This window comes from Roseovarius spongiae (assembly GCF_003651245.1).
GTDB lineage: Bacteria > Pseudomonadota > Alphaproteobacteria > Rhodobacterales > Rhodobacteraceae > Roseovarius > Roseovarius spongiae.
In genome coordinates, this window is record NZ_RAPE01000001.1 from 112,549 (window position 1) to 138,103 (window position 25,555).

At 66.7% G+C, this 25,555-nt stretch carries 23 protein-coding genes; 13 read left to right on the plus strand and 10 right to left on the minus strand.

Annotated features, from left to right (window positions below; genetic code table 11):
- The first annotated feature begins 19 nt into the window (after window positions 1-19).
- The 5 genes from lgt to D6850_RS00570 all read left to right on the plus strand — a co-directional run bounded on the left by lgt (window position 20) and on the right by D6850_RS00570 (window position 4,110).
- The gene (gene lgt, locus D6850_RS00555; protein WP_121163018.1) at window positions 20-910 is read left to right on the plus strand and encodes a prolipoprotein diacylglyceryl transferase; all 891 of its coding nucleotides are present in this window, start codon (window positions 20-22) and stop codon (window positions 908-910) included.
- A complete protein-coding gene (locus D6850_RS00560; protein ID WP_245964057.1) occupies window positions 907-1,971 on the plus strand; it encodes a class I SAM-dependent methyltransferase in 1,065 nt (354 codons plus the stop codon). The genes lgt and D6850_RS00560 overlap by 4 nt, the downstream gene beginning before the upstream one ends.
- Complete coding sequence (gene pgeF, locus D6850_RS00565; RefSeq protein WP_121163019.1) at window positions 1,968-2,723, plus strand: peptidoglycan editing factor PgeF; 756 nt, start codon at window positions 1,968-1,970, stop codon at window positions 2,721-2,723. The genes D6850_RS00560 and pgeF overlap by 4 nt, the downstream gene beginning before the upstream one ends.
- Before the next feature lie 140 nt (window positions 2,724-2,863).
- Window positions 2,864-3,010, plus strand: a complete 147-nt coding sequence (locus D6850_RS19370; protein ID WP_166433962.1) for a hypothetical protein — start codon at window positions 2,864-2,866, stop codon at window positions 3,008-3,010.
- Between the two features lie 320 nt (window positions 3,011-3,330).
- Window positions 3,331-4,110 carry a Hint domain-containing protein gene (locus D6850_RS00570; RefSeq protein ID WP_121163020.1) on the plus strand — a complete coding sequence of 260 codons (780 nt, stop codon included), beginning with the start codon at window positions 3,331-3,333 and terminating at the stop codon, window positions 4,108-4,110.
- Here the strand turns inward: D6850_RS00570 and D6850_RS00575 are convergent.
- Entirely contained in the window at window positions 4,107-4,607 is a 501-nt protein-coding gene (locus D6850_RS00575) for an Lrp/AsnC family transcriptional regulator (protein ID WP_121163021.1), read from the minus strand. The two genes, D6850_RS00570 and D6850_RS00575, sit on opposite strands and share 4 nt — an antisense overlap.
- A gap of 209 nt (window positions 4,608-4,816) precedes the next feature.
- Here D6850_RS00575 and trxB point away from each other — a divergent pair, with 209 nt between their 5' ends.
- The 3 genes from trxB to D6850_RS00590 all read left to right on the plus strand — a co-directional run bounded on the left by trxB (window position 4,817) and on the right by D6850_RS00590 (window position 8,534).
- Entirely contained in the window at window positions 4,817-5,821 is a 1,005-nt protein-coding gene (gene trxB / locus D6850_RS00580) for a thioredoxin-disulfide reductase (RefSeq protein ID WP_121164964.1), read from the plus strand.
- 51 nt (window positions 5,822-5,872) lie between these two features.
- Window positions 5,873-6,676: an MBL fold metallo-hydrolase gene (locus D6850_RS00585; RefSeq protein WP_121163022.1), complete on the plus strand. Its 804-nt coding sequence runs from the start codon at window positions 5,873-5,875 to the stop codon at window positions 6,674-6,676.
- A 142-nt stretch (window positions 6,677-6,818) separates the two neighbouring features.
- On the plus strand, window positions 6,819-8,534 hold the full coding sequence (locus D6850_RS00590; protein WP_121163023.1) for a bifunctional sulfate adenylyltransferase/adenylylsulfate kinase: 1,716 nt from the start codon (window positions 6,819-6,821) through the stop codon (window positions 8,532-8,534).
- A gap of 24 nt (window positions 8,535-8,558) precedes the next feature.
- Here D6850_RS00590 and D6850_RS00595 read toward each other — a convergent pair whose 3' ends face one another.
- From D6850_RS00595 to D6850_RS00605, 3 genes are all read right to left on the minus strand, one after another.
- Window positions 8,559-9,425: a hypothetical protein gene (locus tag D6850_RS00595; RefSeq protein WP_121164966.1), complete on the minus strand. Its 867-nt coding sequence runs from the start codon at window positions 9,423-9,425 to the stop codon at window positions 8,559-8,561.
- Between the two features lie 92 nt (window positions 9,426-9,517).
- Window positions 9,518-9,964, minus strand: coding sequence for a GNAT family N-acetyltransferase (locus D6850_RS00600; protein ID WP_121163024.1), 447 nt, complete (start codon window positions 9,962-9,964; stop codon window positions 9,518-9,520).
- A gap of 41 nt (window positions 9,965-10,005) precedes the next feature.
- Entirely contained in the window at window positions 10,006-11,985 is a 1,980-nt protein-coding gene (locus tag D6850_RS00605; RefSeq protein ID WP_121163025.1) for a protein meaA, read from the minus strand.
- A 221-nt stretch (window positions 11,986-12,206) separates the two neighbouring features.
- Here D6850_RS00605 and D6850_RS00610 point away from each other — a divergent pair, with 221 nt between their 5' ends.
- Both D6850_RS00610 and ccrA read left to right on the plus strand, forming a co-directional pair.
- Window positions 12,207-13,637 (plus strand): 1-acyl-sn-glycerol-3-phosphate acyltransferase, encoded by a 1,431-nt coding sequence (locus tag D6850_RS00610; RefSeq protein WP_121163026.1) that lies wholly within the window; start codon window positions 12,207-12,209, stop codon window positions 13,635-13,637.
- Between the two features lie 141 nt (window positions 13,638-13,778).
- A complete protein-coding gene (ccrA, locus tag D6850_RS00615; RefSeq protein ID WP_121164968.1) occupies window positions 13,779-15,065 on the plus strand; it encodes a crotonyl-CoA carboxylase/reductase in 1,287 nt (428 codons plus the stop codon).
- A 174-nt stretch (window positions 15,066-15,239) separates the two neighbouring features.
- Here the strand turns inward: ccrA and D6850_RS19375 are convergent, their stop codons facing one another.
- On the minus strand, window positions 15,240-15,464 hold the full coding sequence (locus tag D6850_RS19375; RefSeq protein ID WP_166433959.1) for a hypothetical protein: 225 nt from the start codon (window positions 15,462-15,464) through the stop codon (window positions 15,240-15,242).
- On the opposite strand from D6850_RS19375, the gene D6850_RS00625 reads away from it, so the two are divergent.
- Window positions 15,430-16,155 (plus strand): helix-turn-helix transcriptional regulator, encoded by a 726-nt coding sequence (locus tag D6850_RS00625; protein ID WP_121163028.1) that lies wholly within the window; start codon window positions 15,430-15,432, stop codon window positions 16,153-16,155. The two genes, D6850_RS19375 and D6850_RS00625, sit on opposite strands and share 35 nt — an antisense overlap.
- 11 nt (window positions 16,156-16,166) lie before the next feature.
- On the opposite strand, the gene D6850_RS00630 is transcribed toward D6850_RS00625, so the two are convergent.
- The gene (locus D6850_RS00630) at window positions 16,167-17,033 is read right to left on the minus strand and encodes a branched-chain amino acid aminotransferase (protein ID WP_121163029.1); all 867 of its coding nucleotides are present in this window, start codon (window positions 17,031-17,033) and stop codon (window positions 16,167-16,169) included.
- A 182-nt stretch (window positions 17,034-17,215) separates the two neighbouring features.
- On the opposite strand from D6850_RS00630, the gene cmk reads away from it, so the two are divergent.
- Window positions 17,216-17,827: a (d)CMP kinase gene (cmk, locus tag D6850_RS00635; protein WP_121163030.1), complete on the plus strand. Its 612-nt coding sequence runs from the start codon at window positions 17,216-17,218 to the stop codon at window positions 17,825-17,827.
- A 27-nt stretch (window positions 17,828-17,854) separates the two neighbouring features.
- Here the strand turns inward: cmk and D6850_RS00640 are convergent, their stop codons facing one another.
- Entirely contained in the window at window positions 17,855-18,838 is a 984-nt protein-coding gene (locus D6850_RS00640) for a Hint domain-containing protein (protein WP_121163031.1), read from the minus strand.
- 340 nt (window positions 18,839-19,178) lie between these two features.
- Here D6850_RS00640 and rpsA point away from each other — a divergent pair, with 340 nt between their 5' ends.
- Window positions 19,179-20,861, plus strand: a complete 1,683-nt coding sequence (rpsA, locus tag D6850_RS00645) for a 30S ribosomal protein S1 (protein WP_121163032.1) — start codon at window positions 19,179-19,181, stop codon at window positions 20,859-20,861.
- Window positions 20,862-20,971: 110 nt separating this feature from the next.
- On the opposite strand, the gene D6850_RS00650 is transcribed toward rpsA, so the two are convergent.
- The 3 genes from D6850_RS00650 to D6850_RS00660 all read right to left on the minus strand — a co-directional run bounded on the left by D6850_RS00650 (window position 20,972) and on the right by D6850_RS00660 (window position 25,524).
- Window positions 20,972-21,853, minus strand: a complete 882-nt coding sequence (locus D6850_RS00650) for a dimethyl sulfoxide reductase anchor subunit family protein (protein ID WP_121163033.1) — start codon at window positions 21,851-21,853, stop codon at window positions 20,972-20,974.
- A 1-nt stretch (window position 21,854) separates the two neighbouring features.
- A complete protein-coding gene (locus D6850_RS00655; RefSeq protein ID WP_121164970.1) occupies window positions 21,855-22,619 on the minus strand; it encodes a 4Fe-4S dicluster domain-containing protein in 765 nt (254 codons plus the stop codon).
- A gap of 73 nt (window positions 22,620-22,692) precedes the next feature.
- Window positions 22,693-25,524 (minus strand): molybdopterin oxidoreductase family protein, encoded by a 2,832-nt coding sequence (locus tag D6850_RS00660; protein ID WP_121163034.1) that lies wholly within the window; start codon window positions 25,522-25,524, stop codon window positions 22,693-22,695.
- Between the last annotated feature and the right edge of the window lie 31 nt (window positions 25,525-25,555).

Below are 25,555 nucleotides of genomic sequence, written 5' to 3' on the forward strand. Positions count from 1 at the left end.
CGGGGCAAGAGAGGCGCAAATGCAGGCGCTCATTCCCTTCCCCGACATCTCGCCCGAGATATTCTCGATCTCTCTCTTCGGGTTCGAATTCGCGCTGCGCTGGTACGCGCTGGCCTATATCGCGGGACTGGTGATCGGCTGGCGGATCGTGGTCGCGGCGGCGCGCCGCCCAAGGCTCTGGCGGAACGATGCGGCCCCGATGACGCCGGCGCAGGTGGACGACCTGCTGTTCTGGGTGATCCTCGGGGTGATTCTCGGCGGGCGACTGGGTTTCGTGGCGTTCTACCAGCCCGCATACTACCTGGCCAACCCGGCCGAGATCCCGATGATCTGGCAGGGCGGGATGTCGTTTCACGGCGGATTGCTGGGCGTGGTCACGGTCAACTACCTGTTCGCGTGGCGGCACGGGATCAGGCCGCTGTCGACGGCGGACGCGATGTGCATGGTCGCGCCGATCGGCATCTTCTTCGGCAGGCTGGCCAATTTCATCAATGACGAACTCTGGGGCCGCCCGACCGATCTGCCCTGGGCGGTCGTCTTTCCGGGCGCGGCGGCGCAGGACTGCCCCGGCGTGGTCGGGCTTTGCGCGCGCCATCCCTCGCAGCTATACGAGGCGTTGCTCGAAGGGGTGCTGCTGGGCGCGATCCTGCTCTGGCTCGCCTGGCGGCGCGGCGCGCTCAAGCGCCCCGGCGTCATCACCGGCCTGTTCTTCGCAGGCTACGGGGTGGGCCGCTTCATCGTCGAATTCGCGCGGCAGGCGGATGCGCAGTTCATCACGCCGGACAACCCCTTGGGCCACGTGGTCCAGATCGGCGGTCTCGGTCTGAGCATGGGGCAACTGCTGTCGCTGCCGATGATCGTCTTCGGCCTCATCGTCGCGATTTGGGCGCGGCGACGGCGGGTCGCGTGACGCCGCTTGGCCGGCAACTGGCCGCGCGGATCGCCCAGACCGGGCCGATCCCGCTTAACGAATACATGCGCGACTGTTTGATGCACCCCGAGCACGGCTATTACAGCACCCGCGATCCGCTGGGCGCGGCGGGCGATTTCACCACCGCGCCCGAGATCAGCCAGATGTTCGGCGAACTGGCGGGACTCGCGCTTGCGCAGGCGTGGATGGATCAGGGCGCGCCCGCCCCTTTCGCTCTGGCCGAGCTGGGGCCGGGGCGCGGCACGCTCATGGCCGACATGCTGCGCGCCACCGCCGGCGTGCCGGGCTTTCACGCCGCCGCCCGCCTGCACCTGGTCGAGGCCTCGCCGCCGCTGCGGCAGGCCCAGCGGCAAGCGCTGGGCGACCGCGAGGTCACTTGGCGCGACCGGCTGGAGGATGTGCCGGCGCTGCCGCTTTTCCTCATCGCCAACGAATTCTTCGACGCGCTGCCGATCCGGCAGATGCAGCGCGACGGTCCGGGCTGGCGCGAGCGCTGCGTCGGGTTGCGCGGCGGGGCGCTGACCTTCGGGCTGGGCGGGCGCATGGGCGTCGCGGCGCTGGAGCATCGGCTCGCGGACACGCGCGACGGCGACATCGTGGAATTCTCGCCCGAGGGGCAGGAAATCGCCGCCGCGCTCGGCGCGCGCATCGCACGAGAGGGCGGCGCGGCGCTCATCGTTGATTACGGCGATTGGCGCGCGCAGGGCGACACCTTCCAGGCGCTGCGCGATCATGCCCCAGCCGATCCGCTGGCCGAGCCGGGCAAGGCCGACCTGACCGCGCATGTTGATTTCGAGGCGCTGGCCCGCGCCGCCGCACCCGCCTTGCACAGCCGCCTGACCCCGCAGGGCGTGTGGCTTGAGCGGCTGGGGATCACCGCGCGCGCGCAGGCGCTGGCCGCCGGGCTGAGTGGCGCGGCGCTTGAATCGCATGTCGCCGCACATCGGCGCTTGACCCACCCGGCGGAAATGGGGACCCTCTTCAAGGTGATGGCGCTCTATGCGCAGGGCGCCGCACCGCCACCCGGGTTGGATCCATGACGCTCGAGATCCTCACTTCCGACAGCCTCGCGCCGCTGCGCCACGGCTTCTTCACCCGCAAGGGCGGAGCGTCCTCGGGGATATTTGCCGGGCTGAACTGCGGCAATGGGTCAAGCGACCAGAGCGAGATCGTGGCGATCAACCGCGCCCGCGTCGCCGCCGCGATGGAGGTGCCGGCCGATCACTTGCTGAGCCTGCACCAGGTCCATTCCGCCAGCGCGGTCACGCTGGACGCGCCGCCGCAAGAGCGGCCGCGCGCCGACGCGATGGTGACGCGCACGCCCGGCCTCGCGCTCGCGGTGCTGACGGCGGATTGCCAGCCGGTGCTCTTTGCCGACGCGGACGCCGGGGTGATCGGGGCCGCCCATGCGGGCTGGCGCGGGGCGCTCGACGGGGTGCTTGAGGCGACGCTCGACGCGATGGAGGCGCTGGGCGCCGCGCGCGCGAACACCCATGCCGTCATCGGCCCGGCGATCAGCCAGGCCGCCTACGAGGTCGGGCCGGAGTTCATGGAGGACTTCATGGCCGACGACCCCGAAAACGCCCGCTTCTTCGCCGGCGGCGCCGGCGATCAGGTGCAGTTCGACCTGCCAGGATACGGCCTGCACCGGCTGCGCGGCGCCGGGGTCGGGGGCGCCGAATGGCTCCGGCACTGCACCTATTCGGACCCGGCGCGGTTCTACTCCTACCGCCGCGCCACCCACGAGGGCGAGGCGGATTACGGCAGGCTGGTCTCGGTCATCCGTCTCTGAGCGCGGACGCGCCGCCCGGCTGCCGCGGATTGAACCGGAAATGCCCCAGTTGCGGACAAATCTTGGCCGCAAATCCCCGCGATAGTCCGCTGGTCAGGAGCAACAGGCCCGCCGGTTGGGTATTTCGAGGAGATAAGCGCATGAAACTTAAACAGAAACGCTGGATGGCGTCGGTCATCGCGACCAGCCGCGCCGAGCTTCCGACGCTGCCCTTCGCGCGGGGCAAGCGCGCGAACGCGACCCGCCATCCCGCGCGCGCTGCGCTCAGCGATCTGCGCCGGGCCTGAGCCCGCGGGGTCGCTCCCGAAGGTTTTGACGAGTGCCCGGTTTGTGTCCGGAGCGGGGCCGTCCATTGGCGGTCCCGTTCCTATCATGAGCGGCGGGGCGAGGGCGGCCCGGATTGAGCCCACTCCGTTCGCATCCGGTCAACAATCCCGCACCCCGGCGTGGGATTGGCGCGGCGCGGGCATCGAATGTTCTCGGAAACTGGACGATAATGCCCGAATTCCGCCGTTTTGCGCATGTAGTGAGACAAGAGACACCAGTTCTTCTGTCGTCGTCGGTGGGAGCCGACGCGGTTGTGACAACCTCGAAAGGGTAACGCGACATGGTCTACACCCCCTCGGCGCAGAGCCTCCGGCGCGCGACGCCGGCCGATAATGGCGCCCCCCAACGCATGGTTCGCCCACTAGACACGCGTGCGGGCGGCGAGCGGGCGGTCTTTTCTTGCGATGTCCAGTATCTGCGCCGCGACGGCAGCATCGGGGCCGCCCATCACCGCGTGCCGCGGACGCCGCCCTTTCTCGACGCTTTCACAGCCTTCGCGCGCGGCGCGTTGATCGCCACCACGGCCGGGCCCGTCGCGGTCGAGGATCTCACTCCCGGCATGTGGCTGCACACCAATGAACGCGGACCTTCACCGCTGCTCTGGGTCGGCGCGATGACCATGCGCCCCGCCGCCTGCGCGCGCGAGGACGCCGCGCCGCGCCTTGTGCGGGTGATGCCGGATGCGTTGGGGATCGGCCGTCCAATGGCCGATTTCATGGCCGGTCCCGGCGCGCGCATCATGCGACGCATCCCCGGCCTGCTGGACGAAACCCTTTACCCGGTGACCGACCTTGTCGACGGGACGCACGCGATCGAACTGCGCCCGCCCGGCGCGGTGCATCTCTACCACCTGGCGCTGCACCGGCACGCCACGATCACCGCCGCCGGCCTCCATGTAGAGACGTTCCACCCCGGCCCGGGCTTTGACCAGAACCTCGGCGCTGCCGATCTGGCGCTGTTCCTCGGCCTGTTTCCGCACGTGTCGCGGCCGGTCGATTTCGGCAGCCTCGCGCATCCGCGCGGGCCGCTGAAGGGGATGGGCGGGGCCGGCGCGATCTAGGCGTCGCGCGCCAGCCGCTCCTCGAGCACGTCGAAGGGGACGCCGGGCTCATCCTTGGCGCGGCGGATCACCAGCGAGGTCTTGACGCTCGCCACGTTGTCAGCGGCTGTGAGTTCCTCGGTCAGGAACCGCTGGAAACTGCCGAGGTCGGGGGCGACGCATTTGAGGATGAAATCCACCTCGCCGTTGAGCATGTGGCACTCGCGCACCAGCGGCCAGGCGCGGCAACGGTCCTCGAACGCGCCGAGATCCGCCTCGGCCTGGCTGACGAGCCCGACGGAGGCGAAGACCTGCACCTCGAACCCCAGCTCGCGCGCGTCCACATCCGCGTGATAGCCGCGGATCAGCCCGCTTTCCTCGAGCGTGCGCACCCGGCGCAGGCAGGGCGGCGCGGAAATTCCGACGCGGCGGGCCAGTTCCACGTTGGTCATGCGGCCATCGGCCTGCAATTCGGCCAGAATCTTGCGGTCGATCGGATCGAGGCGTGTCGTCGCCATTTAATGCCAGCCCCCCGGATAAGCAGCAGGTTTTCGCGTTTCTTATATGAGGGCCGAAGGTTGCGCAACATTGTTTCGCGCGCGCGCAATATCGTTTCGCCATCTTCGCGCAGCCCGTCCCCGGCCGCAAGCAATGCAGGGCTTTCGTCCCGCCGCCCCCGCGTCTATATCAGGCGTGGCGCGCAACCCAAGCATTGAGAGGCATGAACATGGCCGAGACCCGCAAGACCAAAGTCCTGATCATCGGCTCCGGCCCGGCCGGCTATACCGCGGCCGTCTACGCCAGCCGCGCGATGCTTGAGCCGATCCTCGTGCAGGGGATCGAACCGGGCGGGCAGCTCACCACCACCACCGAGGTCGAGAACTGGCCCGGCGACACAGAGGTGCAGGGCCCCGACCTGATGATCCGCATGGAGGCGCACGCCCGCGCCGTGGGCTGCGAGGTCGTGGGCGACATCATCACGAGCATCGATTTCACCGCCCGGCCTTATGTCTGCCAGTCAGATAGCGGCACGGAATACGTCGCCGACGCGATCATCCTCGCCACCGGCGCGCGGGCCAAGTGGCTGGGCCTGCCGTCGGAGGAGAAATTCAAGGGCTTCGGCGTCAGCGCCTGCGCCACCTGCGACGGGTTCTTCTACCGCGGGCAGGAGATCGTCGTCGTCGGCGGCGGCAACACCGCGGTCGAAGAGGCGCTGTTCCTCACCAATTTCGCGTCCAAGGTGACGCTGATCCACCGCCGCGACGAGCTGCGCGCCGAGGCGATATTGCAGGACCGGCTGCTCAAGAACCCCAAGATCGAGCCACTGTGGTTCCACACGCTTGACGAGGTCTACGGGACCGACGATCCGCTCGGCGTCGAAGGCGTGAAGGTGAAGCACGTCAAGACCGGCGAGATCACCGATATTCCGTGCAAGGGCGTGTTCATCGCCATCGGCCACGCGCCCGCGAACGAGCTGGTGAAGGACGCGCTTGAAACCCATATGGGCGGCTACGTTGTGACGAAGCCCGACAGCACCGAAACCTCGATCCCCGGCATCTTCGCCGCGGGCGATCTTACCGACTGGAAGTACCGGCAGGCGGTGACCTCGGCCGGCATGGGCTGCATGGCCGCGCTCGAAGCAGAACGCTGGCTGGCCGAGCAGGACGACGCGCCGCGCAGCGAGGTGACGGAACCTCTGGGCTACGGCGCGGAGGTCGCCGCGGGCGAATAGGCCGGGAAGGGCCGTCGCAAGAGAGTATTTTTACAAAGAAGAAGCGGGGCGATGCAGGACGACTGGTACGAGATCGCGGAAATTGCCCCCGGCGTCTTCGCCATAGGCGAACCGCGCTATCACCAGCAGAACTGGAGTTACCTGATCCGCGGCGCGGAGCGCGCCCTGCTCTTCGATACCGGGTCTTTCGGGGGCGATATCACGGGCGTCGTGGGCCGGCTCAACGATCTGCCGCTGACCGCGCTGCCCTCGCATATGCATTACGATCACCTGGGCAACGTGGAAGCCTTTGACCGTGTGGCGCTGGCCGACCTGCCGATGCTGCGCGCCTGCGCGGCGGACGGCGTCGTCATCCCGACCGAGGCGCTGTTCCTCGGCGCGCGCGAGAACCGCGCCGCGCCGCGCATCAAGGTGGCGGAGTGGCTGCCGGTCGGCTCGGTGATCGACCTTGGCGGGGCGGCGCTCACCCTTTTGCACACGCCCGGCCATTCGCCGGACAGCGTGGCGCTCTGGTGGGCGGAGCGGGACATGCTCTTCGCCGCCGATTTCCTCTATCACGGGCGGCTCTTCGCGCAGACGCCCGGCGCGTCTCTTGCCGATTACGACCGCACGGCGCGGGCGTTGCGCCACCGGATCGGCGCGCGGATCCGCATCCTGGGCGCGCATGGCGACGCCGCGCGCGTGGAGGCGGCCGCGCCGCCCGAACTTGACCGCGGCCATCTCGACGCGCTGATCGGGGCGCTGGACGGAATTCGCCGAGCGTCCCCGGAATTGAGCGACGGCGTCGCTGAACTGCCGGTCACGCCGCTGAACACGATTGTCGTCGGCGCCGACGCCTTGCGCGGATTTTCCTGAAACCCCGCACGAATGTGGAAAAAATGTCCCCAAGGCGACGGAAACGCGCCCGTGCGCTAGACTTTCGCCACATTCAGGGTCTATGCCGCGCGCCAACGGGCCGTGGATGCCCGACGGCCAGGCAAAAACCGAGAGTGATCCGATGACCATGCTGAGCAACCTCACCCCGATCCCCGAACTCTATGTCAGTTACGAGAGCGCGCAGAAGCTCAAGGTGGAGGCGGGTGACCTGGTGAGCCACGACCTCACGCCGCGCCAGATCTGCGACCTCGAACTGCTGATGAACGGCGGATTCAACCCGCTCAAGGGGTTTCTTTCGGAAGAGGATTACGACGGGGTCGTCGACAAAATGCGGCTTGCCGACGGCACGCTCTGGCCGATGCCGATCACGCTCGACGTGTCCGAGGACTTCGCCGAGGGGCTGGAGCTTGGTCAGGACATCGCGTTGCGCGACCAGGAGGGGGTGATTCTCGCCACGATGACGGTCACCGACCGCTGGACGCCCGACAAGGCGCGCGAGGCCAAGGGCGTCTTTGGCGCGGACGACACCGCCCATCCGGCGGTGAACTACCTGCACAACACTGCCGGTCCGGTCTACCTCGGCGGGCCGGTCACCGGCATCCAGCCGCCGGTGCATTACGACTTCCGCGCCCGCCGCGACACGCCCAATGAGCTGCGCGCCTTCTTTCGCAAGCTGGGTTGGCGCAAGATCGTGGCCTTCCAGACCCGCAACCCGCTGCACCGCGCGCACCAGGAACTGACCTTCCGCGCCGCGCGCGAGGCCGAGGCGAACCTGCTCATCAACCCGGTCGTCGGCATGACCAAGCCGGGCGACGTGGATCACTTCACCCGGGTGCGCTGCTACGAGGCGGTGCTCGACAAATATCCCGGATCGACCACCACCATGAGCCTGCTGAACCTCGCCATGCGGATGGGCGGCCCGCGCGAGGCGCTGTGGCACGCGCTCATCCGGCGCAATCACGGCTGCACGCATTTCATCGTCGGGCGCGATCACGCCGGCCCCGGAAAGAACTCCGAAGGCGAGGATTTCTACGGCCCCTACGACGCGCAGGATCTGGTGCGCGAGCACCAGGACGAGATCGGCATCCAGATGGTCGACTTCAAGCACATGGTCTATGTGCAGGAGCGCGCGCAATACGAGGCCATCGACGAGATCGAGGACCGCGACAACGTCACCATCCTCAACATCTCGGGCACCGAACTGCGCCGCCGTTTGCGCGAGGGGCTCGAGATTCCCGACTGGTTCTCGTTTCCCGAGGTGGTCAAGCAACTGCGCCGCCGGTTCCCGCCGCGTAGCAAGCAGGGGTTCACCGTGTTCTTCACCGGCTTCTCCGGCTCGGGCAAGTCGACCATCGCCAACGCGCTCATGGTCAAGCTGATGGAGATGGGCGGGCGTCCCGTTACGCTTCTGGACGGGGACATCGTGCGCAAGAACCTCAGCTCCGAGCTCGGCTTTTCCAAGGAGCACCGCGATCTCAACATCCGGCGCATCGGATACGTAGCGAGTGAAATCACCAAGAACGGCGGCATCGCCATCTGCGCGCCGATCGCGCCCTACGCCACCACCCGCCGCGCGGTGCGCGAGGACGTGGAGGCCTTCGGCGCCTTCGTGGAGGTGCACGTCGCCACCAGCCTCGAGGAATGCGAGCGCCGCGACCGCAAGGGGCTCTACAAGCTCGCGCGGGAGGGCAAGATCAAGGAGTTCACCGGCATCTCGGACCCTTACGACGTGCCCGAAAGCCCCGAACTGCGCGTCGAGACCGAGAATGTCGAGGTCGACAACTGCGCGCACCAGGTGATTCTCAAGCTCGAGCAGATGGGGCTTATCGCGGGCTGAGGGATGGGTGGCGCGCGCAGGTTCTCAGCGCGCGTCAAGCACCGCCTCCGCGGCGCGGCGCAGGGTATCGCCCCAATGCGCCGCGCGGGCCTTCTGCGCGACTAGCGCGGGCCGGCGCGCGGCGTAGTCGGCGGGCGACATGGCCTCGATGGCGGCGCGGATCTCGCGCTCGTCCCGGCAGAGGATCATGCCGTCGGTGTCGAGGAAATCGCCGATATTGGGGCAGCCCCAGTAGATCGGCACCGTCTCGCACAGCACCGCGTCAATGATCTTTTCGGTAAAGTAGTTCCGCTCGCGCACGTTCTCGATCACCACCGAGTAGCGGTAGGGCGCGAGCCCCTCGGCCTTGGCGCCGAACTTGCGATAGCCCCAGCCCAGCAGATCGACATCCCGCCCCTCGGCGCCGGCCCAGCCAGCGACGGCGTGGCGCAGCCTGTGCCCCTCTTGCGAACGCTTGGTCGAGGCGATGAGCGAACACATCCGCGTCTTGCTCACCTCGAGGTCGCGCCACTCGGACACCCATGTGTCGCCATGCGCGAAGAAAATCCCGTTGGGGATCGCCCCGAGCAGATCCTCGTTGCAGGTCAGCACGCGGAAGAAGCGCCGATAGGTCCAGCGCAGCGCGCGCAAATGCGCGCCGTGGATGGCGGCAGGCTCCATCACCAGGATCGACACGCGCGCCCGCGTGCCGAACCCGGGGCGCAGGTGCACCGTCTTGCGCGGTGAGACGATCAGGTGATCGTCGGGACCAAGGTCGCGCAGGCGCCCGTCCTCGACCCCGGGCGGCGCGCCCAATGGCCAGACCAGGTCGGCCAGCGGAATATCCCCCGGCGCGAAACCCAGTCTCATGTTGTTGGGCAGGATGCCCACCTTCGGGATTGACGGCACCATGCGGCCCTCCGGCTGATCGGTCGGGGACCGCATTAGCCCCATGGCGGGGGCGGGGCAATCGCGGATGGTTCCGCAATACCGTGCGGGCGGAATCAGCGGTTGTACTTGATGAAGGGGGTCAGGGTCGCGATGCGATCATAGAGATAGCGGGCGGTCTGGTTGAAATCCTGCGTCATCCAGTAAACCGAGGGGCAACCGTCGGCGTCGGCCTGCGCATAGACCGCCTCGATCAGCTTGCGCCCGACGCCGCCGCCGCGCGCGGCCGGGTCGGTATAGAGATCCTGGAGGTAGCAGACCTTTTCAAGCCGCCAGTTGTGCGGGTGATAGATATAGTGGACAAGTCCGACCGCGTCGCCGCCCCGATGCGCGATCAGGCCGTTCTGGTCGGGCTGATCGTCCGAGAGCAGGCGGCGAAACGTGGTGCGGTAGACCTCTTCGGGGACGGTGGTTTCGTAATAGTCGAGGTAGCCGGTCCACAGGCGGCGCCAGTCGGGTTCATCCGTCTGGGCGAGGGGGCGGATCGTGATCGGGTCGCTCATTGTCGTGGCCTTTCATCGCGGTGAGTCGGGGAATGCCCGGTTCATTCTGCGGCCACCGCCTTGGGGTCGGCAAGGGTCACGATATCCATCATGATCGTGTTCAGCCCGAAATCCTTGGGGGTATAGACCTTGGCCACGCCCATTTCCGAGAGGCGGCGCGCGTCCTCTTCGGGGATGATGCCGCCGACGATGACCGGCACATGCCCGAGGCCGGCCGCGCGCATCCGCTCCATCAGGTCCTCGACCAGTGGGATATGGCTGCCCGACAGGATCGACAGGCCGACCACATGCGCGCCGTCCTCGAGCGCGGTGCGCACCAGTTCCTCGGGTGTCATGCGGATGCCTTCATAGGCGATGTCCATGCCGCAATCTCGCGCGCGCACCGCGATCTGTTCGGCGCCGTTGGAATGCCCGTCGAGCCCCGGCTTGCCGACGAGGAACCGCAGCCGCCGCCCCAGCCGGGTCGAAACCGCGTCGACCGACGCGCGCAACTCCTCCAGCCCCTCGGTGCGGTTGGAGGGGCTGGACGACACGCCGGTGGGGCCGCGGTATTCGCCGTGCACGGCGCGCATTTCTGCGGCCCATTCGCCGGTGGTCACGCCCGCGCGCGCCGCGTTGAGCGAGGCGGGCATGATGTTCTGCCCCATCGCGGCGGCCTCGCGCAGCGCCGACAGCGCCATTTCGACCGCCGCCGCGTCACGCTCTGCGCGCCACGCCTCGAGCCGGGCGATCTGGTCGGCCTCGACGCCGGGATCGACGGTCATGATCCCGCCGTCCTCGCCCATCAGGGGGCCGGCTTCGCCCTCGGTATAGCGGTTCACGCCCACGACCACGGTTTCGCCCGCCTCGATCCGGGCCAGCCGGGCGGCGTTGCTCTCGACCAGGCGCGCCTTCATGTGCTCGATCGCGCCGATCGCGCCGCCCATGCCCGCAAGCGTTTCCAGTTCGTGGCGCGCGCCTTCCTTCAGCGCCTCGACCTTCGCATCCACCACCGGGTTGTCGTCGAAGAGGTCGTCGTATTCCAGCAGGTCCGTCTCGTAGGCCAGGATCTGCTGCATCCGCATCGACCATTGCTGATCCCAGGGGCGCGGCAGGCCCAGCGCCTCGTTCCACGCCGGAAGCTGCACAGCCCGCGCGCGGGCCTTTTTCGACAGCGTCACCGCCAGCATCTCGATCAGGATGCGGTAGACGTTGTTCTCGGGCTGCTGTTCGGTCAGGCCCAATGAGTTGACCTGCACGCCGTAGCGGAAACGGCGGAACTTCGGATCCTCCACGCCGTAGCGGTCGCGCAGGATCTCGTCCCAGAGATCGACGAAGGCGCGCATCTTGCACATCTCGGTGACGAACCGGATGCCGGCGTTGACGAAGAAGCTGATCCGCCCGGCGAGCGCGGGGAAATCCGCCTCGGGCACGCGCGGCTTCAGTTCGTCCAGCACCGCGATGGCGGTGGAGAGCGCGAAGGCCAGTTCCTGCTCGGGCGTCGCGCCGGCCTCCTGCAAATGGTAGGAACACACGTTCATCGGGTTCCATTTCGGCACGTTCTTCAGGCAGTATTCGGCCACGTCCCCGATCATCCTGAGCGAGGGTTTCGGCGGGCAGATATAAGTGCCGCGCGAGAGATATTCCTTGATTAGATCGTTCTGCACCGTGCCGGTGAGCTTCTCGACATCGGCGCCCTGTTCTTCGGCCGCGGCGATATAGAGCGCCAGCAGCCAGGGCGCGGTCGCGTTGATCGTCATCGAGGTGTTCATCTGTTCGAGCGGGATGCCGTCGAACAGCGCGCGCATGTCGCCCAGATGGCAGATCGGCACGCCGACCTTGCCGACCTCGCCGCGCGCCAGCGCGTGGTCGCTGTCATAGCCGGTCTGCGTCGGCAGATCGAACGCCACGCTGAGCCCGGTCTGCCCGCGCGCCAGGTTCGCGCGATAAAGCGCATTCGACGCCTCTGCCGTTGAATGTCCGGCATAGGTGCGAATCAGCCAAGGGCGGTCTTGCTGCGGGCGGGGTGCGGATTCGGACATCGGCGGTCTCCAGACTGTCGAAATTCAGGTGCGCAACAATGTTACGCCAACGACTGCATACTTGGAAGATTGTGCCGATGTCAATTCGCCGCGATGCGGCATTTTGCTGTGTCCCAACTCTTGCGCGGAACGCTTCATCGGACCTACCGGACCCAAGCCCGAGCGGTTACGATGCCCGCACCTGCGCCCCCGAGCGGGACCGGAAAAGCGGAAAGGCCCGAATGACATCGACTGTGGAAATGCCACTCTGGGCGCTGCTGCTGCTACTGGCCTTCGCCGCGGTGACTTTCGCGTCGCATTTCCTGTTCCCGTCCGTGCGCTGGTTCTTTCGCCGCCGGCTGGAACGCGCGGTGGCCAGGCTGAACGAACGGCTGACGCGACCCATAGAGCCGTTCAAGCTGGCGCGCCGGCACGACATGATCCAGCGGCTGATCTACGATCCGACCGTCACCCAGGCCATCGTCGATTACGCGCGCAAGCACAACGTGCGCGAGGACGTCGCCTTCGAGAAGGCCCGCCGCTACGCGCGCGAGATCGTGCCGAGCTTCAGCGCCTTCGCCTATTTCGGCCTCGGCACGCGGCTGGCGAACTGGCTGGCGGGCGCGCTCTACTCGGTGCGCACCGGGCCGGACAACATGGCGGTGCTCGAGGCGATCGACAGGGACGCCACCGTGGTGTTCATCATGAACCACCGTAGCAACATGGATTACGTGCTGGTCACGACGCTGGCGTCCAAGGCCTCGGCGCTGTCCTACGCGGTGGGCGAATGGGCGCAGGTCTGGCCGCTCAGCCGTCTCATCAGGTCGATGGGCGCCTATTTCATCCGCCGCCGGTCGCGCGGCGGGCTCTACCGCACGGTTCTGGGGCGTTACGTGCAGATGGCGACGGCAGGCGGCGTGACGCAGGCGATCTTTCCCGAAGGGGGGCTCAGCGTCGACGGCCTGACGCGCCCGCCGAAGCTCGGCCTGCTGTCCTATGCCATCGACGGCTGGACGCCGGGGGCGCGCGACGTGGTCTTCGTGCCGGTGGCGATCAATTACGACCGCGTGCTCGAGGACCGGGTGCTGGTCTCCGCCGGAGCGCGCGGCGACCGGCGGTTCCGCGCGCGCATGTCGGTGGTGCTGCGCTTTGTCCTGCGCATGATCTGGCAGCGGCTGCGCGGGCGGTTCCGGCGGTTCGGCGTCGCCGCGGTGGTCTTTGCCGAGCCGGTGAAGCTCAGCGATTACGGCGGCGTCCCCCCGATCGAGGTGTTGGGCCGCGACCTGATGCAGCGGATCGAGGCGGCGATGCCGCTTCTCTTCGCGCCGATGCTGGCGCGCGTGATGTTGCTGGCCGAAAGCCCGCTCGACGCCGACGGGATGCTCGACGCGATGCGCGCCTGCGCCGCGGAGGCGCGGGCCGACACGCCGCTGGTCGCGCCCGAGGCGTTCCCCGCCGCCGTCGCCCGCGCGCGCGCCGTCCTCGCGCGGCGCAACCTCATAGAGGAAACCGGCGGGCGCTGGCGGGCCGCGCCGCATGAACGCGCGCTGCTGACCTATTACGCCAACTCCATTGCGCATTTCTATGACGCGCCCGCGGGCGAGCCTATCATGCCGGCGGCGCGCCCGGATGCTGCGACAGCAAAATCAGATGCTGCGCCTGCAGGGTCATAAAATTACCAATTCCACATCCGAGGCATTGCATTGTTGCGCCGCGATGCGTATCCACAGGGTGGAAATCCGCGATTCTGCATTGCGGCAAAGCTGACGCGGCCGGACCCCATCCGACCGCACCTGATGATGAAGGAGGCCGGCATGGCTCTGGACACCGATAACGGGATCGCGCAGTACGACGCGCCCGAAAAGGACCTCTACGAGATGGGCGAGCTGCCCCCGATGGGCTATGTGCCGAAACAGATGTACGCCTGGGCCATCCGGCGCGAGCGGCACGGCGAGCCCGATTCCGCCATGCGTGTCGAGGTCGTCGACGTGCCCGTCCTCGACAGCAACGAGGTGCTGGTGCTGGTGATGGCCGCGGGCGTCAACTACAACGGCGTCTGGGCCGCGCTGGGCAAGCCGATCAGCCCCTTTGACGGGCACGGGGCGGACTATCACATCGCCGGCTCGGACGCCTCGGGCATCGTCTGGGCCGTCGGCGACAAGGTGAAGCGCTGGAAGGTGGGCGACGAGGTCGTGATCCACTGCAACCAGGACGACGGCGACGACGAGGAATGCAACGGCGGCGATCCGATGTATTCCACCTCGCAACGCATCTGGGGCTACGAGACGCCCGACGGCTCATTCGCGCAGTTCACCAACGTGCAGGCGCAGCAGCTCATGCCGCGTCCCAAGCACCTGACATGGGAAGAATCGGCTTGCTACACGCTGACGCTCGCCACCGCCTACCGGATGCTGTTCGGCCATGAACCCCATGATCTGAAGCCGGGGCAGAACGTGCTGGTCTGGGGCGCGTCGGGGGGCCTGGGCTCCTACGCGATCCAGCTCATCAACACCGCGGGCGCCAATGCCATCGGCGTCATCTCGGACGAGGACAAGCGCCAGTTCGTGATGGACCTCGGAGCCAAGGGCGTCATCAACCGCAAGGATTTCAACTGCTGGGGGCAGTTGCCCACGGTGAATACGCCGGAATACGGCGAATGGTTCAAGGAGGCCCGCAAGTTCGGCAAGGCGATCTGGGACATCACCGGCAAGGGCAACAACGTCGACATGGTCTTCGAGCACCCCGGAGAGGCGACCTTTCCCGTTTCCACCTTCGTGGTGAAGAAGGGCGGCATGGTCGTGATCTGCGCCGGCACCACCGGGTTCAACTGCACCTTCGACGTGCGCTACCTCTGGATGCACCAGAAGCGCGTGCAGGGCAGCCACTTCGCGCATCTCAAGCAGGCGGCGAGCGCCAACAAGCTGATGCTCGAGCGCCGGCTTGACCCCTGCATGTCCGAGGTCTTCCCTTGGGCTGACCTGCCCGAGGCGCACATGAAGATGATGCGCAATCAGCACAAGCCCGGCAACATGTCGGTGCTGGTTCAGGCGCCGCGCACCGGGCTGCGCACGGTCGAGGACGTGCTGGAGGCGCGTAGCTGATCAACAACGTTTCCTTTCCGGAAGCGATGGCCCGCGATTCGGTGCGCCGGAACGCGGGCTTTTTCATGCGCGCTGACCGCCTGGTTTGAAATCAATGACTTAGAGTCACTCATACCCCCTATAATTGGGGGGATGAAATCTGCGAATACCCTGGCGGTAAGCCGCGTGCTAGTCTCAAGTTGACCTTCCGTTAACTCCTCCGAAAGCAGACACCAGATGCAGAATACGTGGATACTTGACGTCCTTGCCGATCTGAAGACTTTCGCGCAGAATAACAACCTGGGCGCCCTGGCCGAATATCTCGACGACACGAGTCTCGTCGCGGCAGCGGAACTGGCGTCGCTTGGGGAAGGAAGCAGCGGACATGACCGTCGCAGCGCAGGCGCGCTTGGATGCCATTTTGGAACGCCTCGAGGAGGCCACTGACCGCGACGGGCTGCAACAGGTCACCGAGGAACTTCGCGACTTTCTTGATGTTCGCCATGTCGTCTATCACTGGGTCAGCGCCGCGGGCGAGCAATACGGCGTCGGCACCTACGCGTCCGAATGGGTCGAACGCTACGTCGCCGAAGGCTACCTGCGCATCGATCCTGTCGTGCAGGGCTGCTATCAGCGGTTTCACCCGGTCGACTGGAAGCGGCTCGACTGGTCGGGCAAGGCGACGCGCAACTTCCGGAACGAGGCGATCGAATACGGGCTCGGCAACCAGGGCTACTCGGTGCCGGTGCGCGGCCCCGGCGGCCAGTTCGCCATGTTCACCGTCAACGATCATTGCGACGATGACGCCTGGGCGCAGTTTGCCGAGGATAACCGCCGCAGCCTGATCCTGATCGCGCATTCGTTCAACGAGAAGGCGCTCGACTTCGAGCCGGACCGCCAGCCCGACGCGGCGCCGAATCTGTCGCCGCGCGAGCTCGACGCGCTGACACTGATCGCGGTCGGCCACAGCCGCGCGCAGGTGGCCGAGACGCTGACCATTTCGGAGCATACCCTGCGCGCCTACATCGAATCGGCCCGGTTCAAGCTGGGCGCGGTCAACACCGTGCATGCCGTCGCCCGCGCGCTCAGCCGCGGATTGATCGTGATCTGACGCGCGGCGCGTCACGCGCCCCCGGACGCGGCCCAGTCCCAGTACATCTCGCGCACCTGCCGCGCGACCGGCCCGATCTCGTAGCGGCGGTCGTCGAAGGCCGACACCGGCGTGATCTTGGCCATGTTGCCGGACAGGAACACCTCGTCCGCGGCCTCGAAATCGGCGTAGTCGAGCACGCATTCATGCACAGTCATCCCTTCGCGGCGCATATTCTTCAGGTGCCGCGCGCGGGTGATCCCGGCCAGAAACGTGCCGTTGGCGATCGGCGTGAACACCTCGCCGTCGCGCACCATGAAGACATTGGTGGTCGCGGTCTCCGCCACGTTGCCAAGCGCGTCGGTCGCCAGCGCGTTGGAAAATCTCTTGGCGCGCGCCTCGGCGAGCATCCGCGCGTTGTTGGGATAAAGGCAGGCGGCCTTGGCGTTCACCACCGCGTCGTCGAGCGTCGGGCGGCGGAACCGCGTGCGCGTCAGCGTCGCAGCGGCGTCCGGGGCCGGCATCGGGATTTCTTCCAGCGCGACGGCGAATCGCGTGCTGTCGCCGTCGGGCACGATCGCCATGTATTCGCTTTCCGCCGCCCAGTACATCGGCCGGATATAGACCGCCGCCCCTTCGGGATACTGCGCCAGCCCCTCGCGAATGATCGCAACCATGTCTTCGGTGGTGACGCAGGGCGTCAGCATCAGCGCCTCGGCGGATCGGTTCAGCCGCGCGCAATGCAGATCGAGATCGGGCGCGCGCCCCTCGTAGAACCGCGCCCCGTCGAACACGTTGGAGCCAAGCCAGGCGCCGTGATCCGACGCGCGGATGACCGGCGGGTTCCCGTCGCGCCATGCGCCATCGAACCAGGTGCGGAGATTCCTGCCAACCGCCATGTCGCCTCCTCCTTTTTCATGGACCCTAGGACTCCGGCCGCGAGCCGTCCAGCGGTGACGCCCCCCGGTCCTGCAATGTTCCGCAAATACTCGAACACGGCAAGTGCGCCATGCGCCCGCCCGGAGGCTTGAGCCCACGTCCGCCATGCCCTACCAAAAGCAGCAGCGCGAGGAGAGGCCAAATGACATTCACGGTCGCGATCGACGGGCCCGCGGCGGCGGGCAAGGGCACGGTGGCGCGGCGGGTCGCCGCGCATTTCGGTTTTGCGCATCTCGACACCGGCCTGCTCTATCGCGCGACCGGGCTGCGCACGCTCGACGGAACCGACCCGGTCACCGCCGCCCGCGCGCTCAAGGCGGGCGACCTCGACGCCGAAGAGGCGCTGCGCGCGCCCGAAGTGGCGCAGGCCGCCAGCCGCGTCGCCGCCATCCCCGAGGTGCGCACGGCGCTGGTCGATTTTCAGCGCGCCTTCGCCCGGCGCTCGGGCGGCGCGGTGCTCGACGGGCGCGACATCGGCACGGTGATCTGCCCCGACGCCGAGGTAAAGCTGTTCGTCACCGCCAGCGACGATGTGCGCGCGCGCCGACGCCACGCGGAACTGACCGGCAATGGGCATGATGTCTCCCTGGACGACGTGCTGTCGGACCTGCGCCAGCGCGACGCCCGCGACAGCGCCCGCGCCACCGCGCCGCTGAAGCCCGCCGTCGATGCGGTGCTTCTGGACACATCGCAAATGACGATCGAACAGGCGGTTGCCGAAGCGATCGCGATTACCGACGCCCGCAAGGGGTAAGGCGCATCCCTATCGGTGGACCCGGCCCTATCGGTGGACCCGGCGCTCAGCCAGAACCACGCTTTCCTTGCGGGTCAGGATCGGCGCCGCAGGTTCTGGCGGCCCGTTAGGGGCCACGTCATCCAGCAGCAACTCGATCTCGGCCATCTGCTCGGGCAGCAGATTGCGCTGCGCCTCGGAAGCCAGCAGGAGACTTTCGCAGGGTTGACCGTTCGCCATCAGGATCACGTGCTCTTCACACAGGATGTGGTAGTAAGTGACCTGCGCCGCGTCGTAATCGATATGCGCCCCGGCGCCGACCAATGCCTTGGCCGGGACCAACACCTTATTGGCCGCAAACAGCATCTCCGCCGCGGGGTCGTCGATCAGCACCCGGTGCTGCTGTGACAGGTATAGATCTGCGTCGGGCATTCCGTGACCTAATGCGCCAGTCGGAATGCAAACCGGACGCATTTTATCACGCGTTCCGGGCAAGGCGGCATCGATATCCACGCAACCATTGCCGATCCAGCGAATCGCATGCGCATCGCCGAACATGTCCAGAACCAGATCACCGGCCGCCAGATCCTCCACCAGCACCTCGCCCCGCGGTGTGGCGATTCGCGTGCCGGCGCAAAAACACACCGGCGTCAGCCCATCATAGGGCACATCCTCCAGATCGGTCACAACGGCAACCGCCGACAGCAGGTTGGGCGGCCCTTCGGGGTAGTGGAAGAAAATCCTGCCACCCGCCTCGAACACGACCAAGTCCTTGGGCGTACCGAGCGGCAAAGTGGCGCCCGCTATGTCTACGCCGGGCGTCGCATCGCCCGACCCGATATAGGTCACCGGATCGCCATTGAAAGTCGCTGTTCCGTTGTCGTCGGAACCAAAGCTGTTATCATCATCCACCAAGAGCCCACTTTCGGCGGAGCCGAAAGACCCCAGGACGATGGTTTGGTTGCTAGACAACAGCTCGGTTTTCAGGAGTTCGCCAGTGTATTCATAAACGGTTATATCGGCTGATGGCATGTTGCGGCCTCCTATTGGCAGTGAGCCCCAGAAGCGAACCTGCGGATGCCGCGGTTCTTGTATTCTACCCAGTGCCACAACTCTAAGTTGATAAAGGCTAACAAAAGGTTAACAGGGACCGCCTAAGCCCAGATTTTCTAAGGCTTGATCTCACCCGGGCTTCGCCGTAGAAGGGCGCGGTCTGCATGAACCTGCGGCGAGGCGGATATCCAAGAGGTCCGGGGCGGAGATGCTCCGGCCCTTGTCTGCGTTCGCCGCATCTCTGACCAACGAAACCTTCAAGACCGGCGGAGACAACCGCGCGGCCCGTATAAATCGCTAGTTAGGATAGAAACGCCACATGGCTCAGAACGCATCTATGGAAGACTTCGAAGCCCTTCTGAACGAAAGCTTCGAAATGGACACGCCCGAAGAGGGCACGGTTGTCAAAGGCAAGGTCATCGCCGTCGAGGCAGGCCAGGCCATCATCGACGTCGGCTACAAGATGGAAGGCCGCGTCGAACTCAAGGAATTCGCCAATCCCGGCGAGGCGCCCGAGATCGAAGTCGGCGACGAGGTCGAAGTTTACCTGCGCGCCGCCGAGAACGCGCGCGGCGAGGCGGTCATCAGCCGCGAAATGGCCCGCCGCGAGGAAGCCTGGGACCGTCTGGAAAAGGCCTATGCCGACGACCAGCGCGTCGAGGGCGCGATCTTCGGCCGCGTCAAGGGCGGCTTCACCGTCGACCTCGGCGGCGCCGTGGCGTTCCTGCCCGGCTCCCAGGTCGATGTGCGCCCGGTGCGCGACGCCGGCCCGCTCATGGGTCTCAAGCAGCCGTTCCAGATCCTCAAGATGGATCGCCGCCGCGGCAACATCGTCGTCAGCCGCCGCGCCATCCTCGAAGAAAGCCGCGCCGAACAGCGCGCCGAGGTGATCGGCAACCTGCACGAGGGCCAGAACGTCGACGGCGTGGTCAAGAACATCACCGAATACGGGGCCTTCGTGGACCTCGGCGGTGTCGACGGCCTCTTGCACGTCACCGACATGGCGTGGCGCCGGGTCAACCACCCGTCCGAGATCCTGTCGATCGGCGAGACGGTCAAGGTGCAGGTCATCAAGATCAACAAGGAAACCCACCGCATCAGCCTCGGCATGAAGCAGTTGCAGGAGGATCCCTGGGATCTCGTCGCCGCGAAATACCCGATCGAATCGGTCCATACGGGCCGCGTCACCAACATCACCGATTACGGCGCCTTCGTGGAGCTGGAGCCGGGGGTCGAGGGCCTCGTGCACGTCTCGGAAATGTCCTGGACCAAGAAGAACGTGCACCCCGGCAAGATCGTCTCCACCTCTCAGGAGGTCGAGGTCATGGTGCTCGAGATCGACCAGGCCAAGCGCCGCGTTTCGCTGGGTCTCAAGCAGACCATGCGCAACCCGTGGGAAGTGTTTGCTGAAACCCATCCCGAGGGCACCGAGGTCGAGGGCGAGGTCAAGAACATCACCGAGTTCGGTCTCTTCATCGGTCTCGACGGCGAAATCGACGGCATGGTCCACCTTTCGGACCTCAGCTGGGACGAACGCGGCGAGGACGCGATCCAGAACTACCGCAAGGGCGATGTCGTGCAGGCGGTCGTCTCCGAGGTCGACACCGAGAAGGAGCGCATCTCGCTCTCCATCAAGGCGCTCGGCGGCGACAAGTTCGCCGAAGCGGTGGGCGGCGTGAAGCGCGGCTCCATCATCACGGTCGAGGTCACCTCGATCGAGGATGGCGGAATCGAGGTGGAGTACGAGGGCATGAAGAGCTTCATCCGCCGCTCGGACCTGTCCCGCGACCGCGCCGAACAGCGCCCCGACCGGTTCAGCGTCGGCGACAAGGTCGACGTGCGCGTGACCAACGTCGACAGCAAGTCGCGCCGTCTCGGCCTCAGCATCAAGGCCCGCGAGATCGCCGAAGAGAAGGAAGCGGTGCAGCAATACGGCAGCTCGGATTCGGGCGCCTCGCTGGGCGACATCCTCGGCGCCGCGCTGAAATCCGGCGACGACTGATCGCGCGACGGACTTGAAATCCAGACGGCCCCGCCCTCACCCGGCGGGGCCGTTTTCGTTTCCGCCCCCTGCTTCTTCTTGCTGGAAAAAATTCGGCCCGGCGGCTCGGGTCACGCGGCGCGCTTGCCGTAGTAGAGCCCGACCACATGCTCGGCCTCGGCGAAGAACAGCCAGCGCGACGCGGCGATCCCGGCCAGGTGGCTCACCACCGCGATGGCCGCGGCGACATGGCTGAACGGCAGCAGGAGCAGCAGGACCGGCAGCGCATAGCCGAGCGCAAGGGCGATCATGCGCAGCTTCAGCGCATGCTTGCGCCCCACTACGTAGACGAATTCCCGCAGGAGGTAGTTGGTCCCGGTATGCGGCGGCTCGAAGGCGCGCACAGCGCCGCCGCCCGGCCCCAGCCCCGTCGCACTGGCGAGCGTCGTGCCGCTTGCCGCGAGCGCGCCGTCGCCCCGCACCCACCACAGCGCCTGCAGCACCGCCGCCACCGGCAGCAGGATCAGCGCCCAGACCACCTGTCCCGCCAGAAGCGCGCCGCCCGCCAGCGCCAGCGCCAGGTAAAGCGCCGGCGTCAGAGGCGTGCGCCAGCGCGGCACGGTGCGCATCTGCGTATAGATCATCGAGGTCGTGTAAACCGTCCCGAGCGCCAGCGCCGCCCCGAGCCAGCCAAGCGGCCACCACCGCGCGTCGAAGAACACCAGCCCGGCGCCGTACAGCGCCATCACCAGCAGCGTCGCAACCGAGGTCCAACCCTCGCGGCTGAGCCAGGAGCTTCGCCATTGCGTGAACGCCTTCAATGCGCGTTCCGGGTGGCCGAGGTGGAAAACCGACGCGATCAGCCCGCCCACCGCCAGCAGGTAGGCGATGGTGAAGAAGGCGAAGGCGCTCCAGCCGGTGACGGATGGCAGCCCGAGACCCAGCCAGAACAGCAGGCCGAACCCGAGGCCCGAAAGCGTGGTGAAAACGATGACGGAAGGGGCGGGGTTCATCTCAGATTCTCTCCAACGCCTTGTCGAGCCAACCGATGAACCCGCCCGCATCCTCGGCCACGGGGTCGAGGAAAGGGGCCAGTACGTCCACCTGGTCCATCTCGTCGCGCATGCGCGGCGGGAGATACTGGTTGACGGGCTTCGTTCCCTGCTCGGGCATGAGATCCATGCCGCCGCGCTCCGCGACGAGGCGGCTCACGTCGCTGTCGGGATCGCCGAGATCGCCGAAATGCCGCGCGCCGGCGGGGCAGGTGCGCACGCAGGCGGGGGTGCGGTCCACCTCGGGCAGGTTGTCGTTGTAGATGCGATCGACGCAGAGCGTGCATTTCTTCATCACGCCCTCGGCCTCGTCCATCTCGCGGGCGCCGTAGGGGCACGCCCAGGCGCAGAGGCCGCAGCCGATGCAGTCGGCCTCGTTGACCAGCACGATGCCATCCTCCACACGCTTGTAGCTCGCTCCGGTGGGGCAGACGGTGACGCAGGGCGCGTCCTCGCAATGCAGGCAGGATTTCGGGAAATGCACCAGCTGCGCCGCCGGGTGCGGCATGTCGCTGGTGGCGAGCGGCTGCACCTCGTAGCTGTGCACGCGGTTGAGGAACGTGCCGCGTGGATCGTCGCCGTAAGGATCCTGGTCCGAAAGCGGGGCGCCGTAATTCTCGGTGTTCCAGCCCTTGCAGGCGACGACGCAGGCATGGCAGCCGACGCAGGTGTCGAGGTCGATCACGAGGCCGAGCTTGCGGTCGGTCTGGGCGGGAAGCGTGGTCATCGCCTGCCCTCCGCTCTTGGCGCGCAAAAGTCTGTTGAAGACTTTTGCCAAAACTTTTCCGAAAAGTTTTGCGTCATTCTCCCACCTTCCATGTCAGTTCATCCGGCCCCGTGCCGACAGGCGACTCGATCGCCGGGAGGACCGGCTGCGCCTCTTCGGGGGCCGCGACCTTCTCGATCTTCACGCGCAGATCGAACCATGCGGCCTGCCCGGTGACGGGATCGGAATTGGCCCAGCGCATCCCGTCGCCGCGTTCTGGCAGCAGCTCGTGGATGAGGTGATTGAGCAGGAAGCCCTTGGTCGCCTCGGGCGCGTCGCTTTCCAGGGCCCAGGCGCCCTTGCGCTTGCCGATGGCGTTCCATGTCCAGACCGTGTTCTCGTTGAGCGCGGCCATGTGGGCGACCGGTACGGTGATTTCGCCGTGATGCGAGGTCACGCGCGCCCAGTCGCCGTCGGCGAAGCCATGCGCGGTCCAGAGTTTTGTCGGCAGATAGAGCGGGTTATGCCCATGGATCTGGCGCAGCCAGGCGTTCTGCGACCCCCAGCTGTGATACATGGCCATCGGCCGCTGGGTCAGGGCGTGAACCGGGTATTCCTCGGGATCGGCATGACCGTCCTCGAGCGCGGGATACCAGATCGGCAGCGGGTCGAGCGTCGTCTTGATCTGTTCGCGCAGGCGGTCGGGCGGCTGGCGCTCTCCGTGCCCCTCGGCGGCAAGCTGGAAGCGGCGCATCGGCTCGACGTAGAGTTCGAAGATATAGGGTTGGGGCGCGTCGAACAGGCCAATGCCGACCGCCCACTCCTGGTAGCCCATGTTCCACGGTTTCATGTATTGCGCGGCCTCGGGGATGTGCGCGGAGAAGAAGCCGCCGTTCTTGATATAGGCGTCAAGCTGCGCCTCGTTCGGCGCGCCGCGCCCGTGTGTCAGCCCGTTTTCGCCCATCCGCCATCCGGCGAGCGGGCCGATGCCGGGCTTGCGTTCGTGGTTGGTGATGTAGTCGGCGTAATCGGCGTATTTCTGGCCGCCCTCGCCATCGGTGAAGCCCGGCAGCTTCAGCCTTGCGCCCAGTTCGCACAGCACCGACTGGAAGCAGCGCACGTCGCGATCCGGCTCCACCACCGGCCAGCGGATCGCGTCCGCCGCGGCGTCCGCCTCGCTTATGGGGCGGTCGAGCAGGGAGATGCAGTCATGGCGTTCAAGGTAGGTCGTGTCGGGCAGGATCAGGTCGGCGTAGGCGACCATCTCCGAACTGTAGGAATCCGAATAGATGATGCGCGGGATCACGTAGTCGCCGTTCTCGTCCGTGTCGGTCAGCATCTCCAGCGTGCCGCGCGTGTTCATCGAGGAATTCCACGCCATGTTCGCCATGTACATGAACAGCGTGTCGATCCTGTAGGGGTCGCCCGCATGGGCGTTAGAGATGACCATGTGCATCATTCCATGCGCCGACATGGGGTTGTCCCACGTGAACGCCTTGTCGATGCGCGCGGGGCTGCCGTCCTCGAGCAGCGCGAGGTCGTCGGGGCCGCGCGGATAGCCGAGATGCGGCCCGTCAAGCGGCTGGCCCGGCGTCGCCTTGCAATGCGGGGCCGGGTGGATCGACACCGGTTTCGGGTAGGGCGGCTTGAAACGCATCCCGCCGGGAACCTCGACGCTGCCGAGCAGGATTTGCAGCAGGTGCAGCGCGCGGCAGGTCTGGAACCCGTTGGAATGGGCCGAGATGCCGCGCATCGCGTGAAAGCTGACCGGGCGGCCGGTCATGGTCTGGTGAAGTTCGCCGCGGAAATCGGTCCACTCGATATCGAGCGTGATCGCCTCGTCAAAGGCGACGCGGGCGAGTTCGCCGGCGATCCGGCGTATTTTGTCTGCACATATTCCGCAACGTTCGGCCACCGCTTCGGGCGCGTATTTCGGGTCGAGATACCGCTCGGCCAACAGGTGCATCACCGGGCGGTGGGTGATCCCGGCTGCGCGGTGGGTGGCGTGCAGGTCCGGACGCACGCCCGGCTTGTCGAAGGCCGCCAGCTTGCCGGTGGCGCGGTCGATTACCAGCGGCTTGCCGTCGTCGTCGCGCAGGAACAGCCCGTGCTCTGGCGATTTCGCGTCGCCGTTCACCAGAACCGGCGCGTTGGTGTAACGCGCGAGGTAGTCGAGGTCGATCTTGCCCGCCTTCATCAGTTCATGCACGAGGCTGAGAATGAAGAGCCCGTCGGTCCCGGGGGTGATCCCGACCCAATCGTCGGCCACGGCGTTGTAGCCCGAGCGGATCGGGTTCACGCCGATCACCCGTGCGCCGCGCTCCTTCAGCCTGGCCAGCCCCATCTTGATCGGGTTGGAATCGTGATCCTCGGCCACGCCGAACAGCATGAACAGTTTCGTGCGCTCCCAGTCGGGAGAGCCGAATTCCCAGAACGCGCCGCCCATCGTGTAGATGCCCGCCGCCGCCATGTTGACCGAACAGAACCCGCCATGCGCGGCGTAGTTCGGCGTGCCGAAATTCTGCGCCCAGTAGCTCGTGAAGCTCTGCGACTGGTCGCGTCCGGTGAAGAAGGCGAGCTTTTCCGGCGCTGTTTCGCGCAGCGGGGCAAGCCAGTCGGTCGCGATGTCGAGCGCCTCGTCCCAGGTGATTTCCTCGAACTCGCCCGACCCGCGCGGGCCGACCCGTTTCAGCGGCGCGCGCAGGCGCGACGGCGCGTTGTGCTGCATGATCCCCGCCGACCCCTTCGCGCAGAGCACGCCGCGGTTCACCGGATGGTCGCGGTTGCCCTCGATATAGGCGACCTTGCCATCCTTCATGTGCACGTTGATGCCGCAGCGGCAGGCGCACATGTAGCAGGTGGTGCGACGTATTTCGTCGGAAACGGGCGGCGAGGTGTCGAGTTCGGGTTGGCGGTGGTGGGTCATACGGGCCTTCCTGTCATCTGCATCCGAGGTT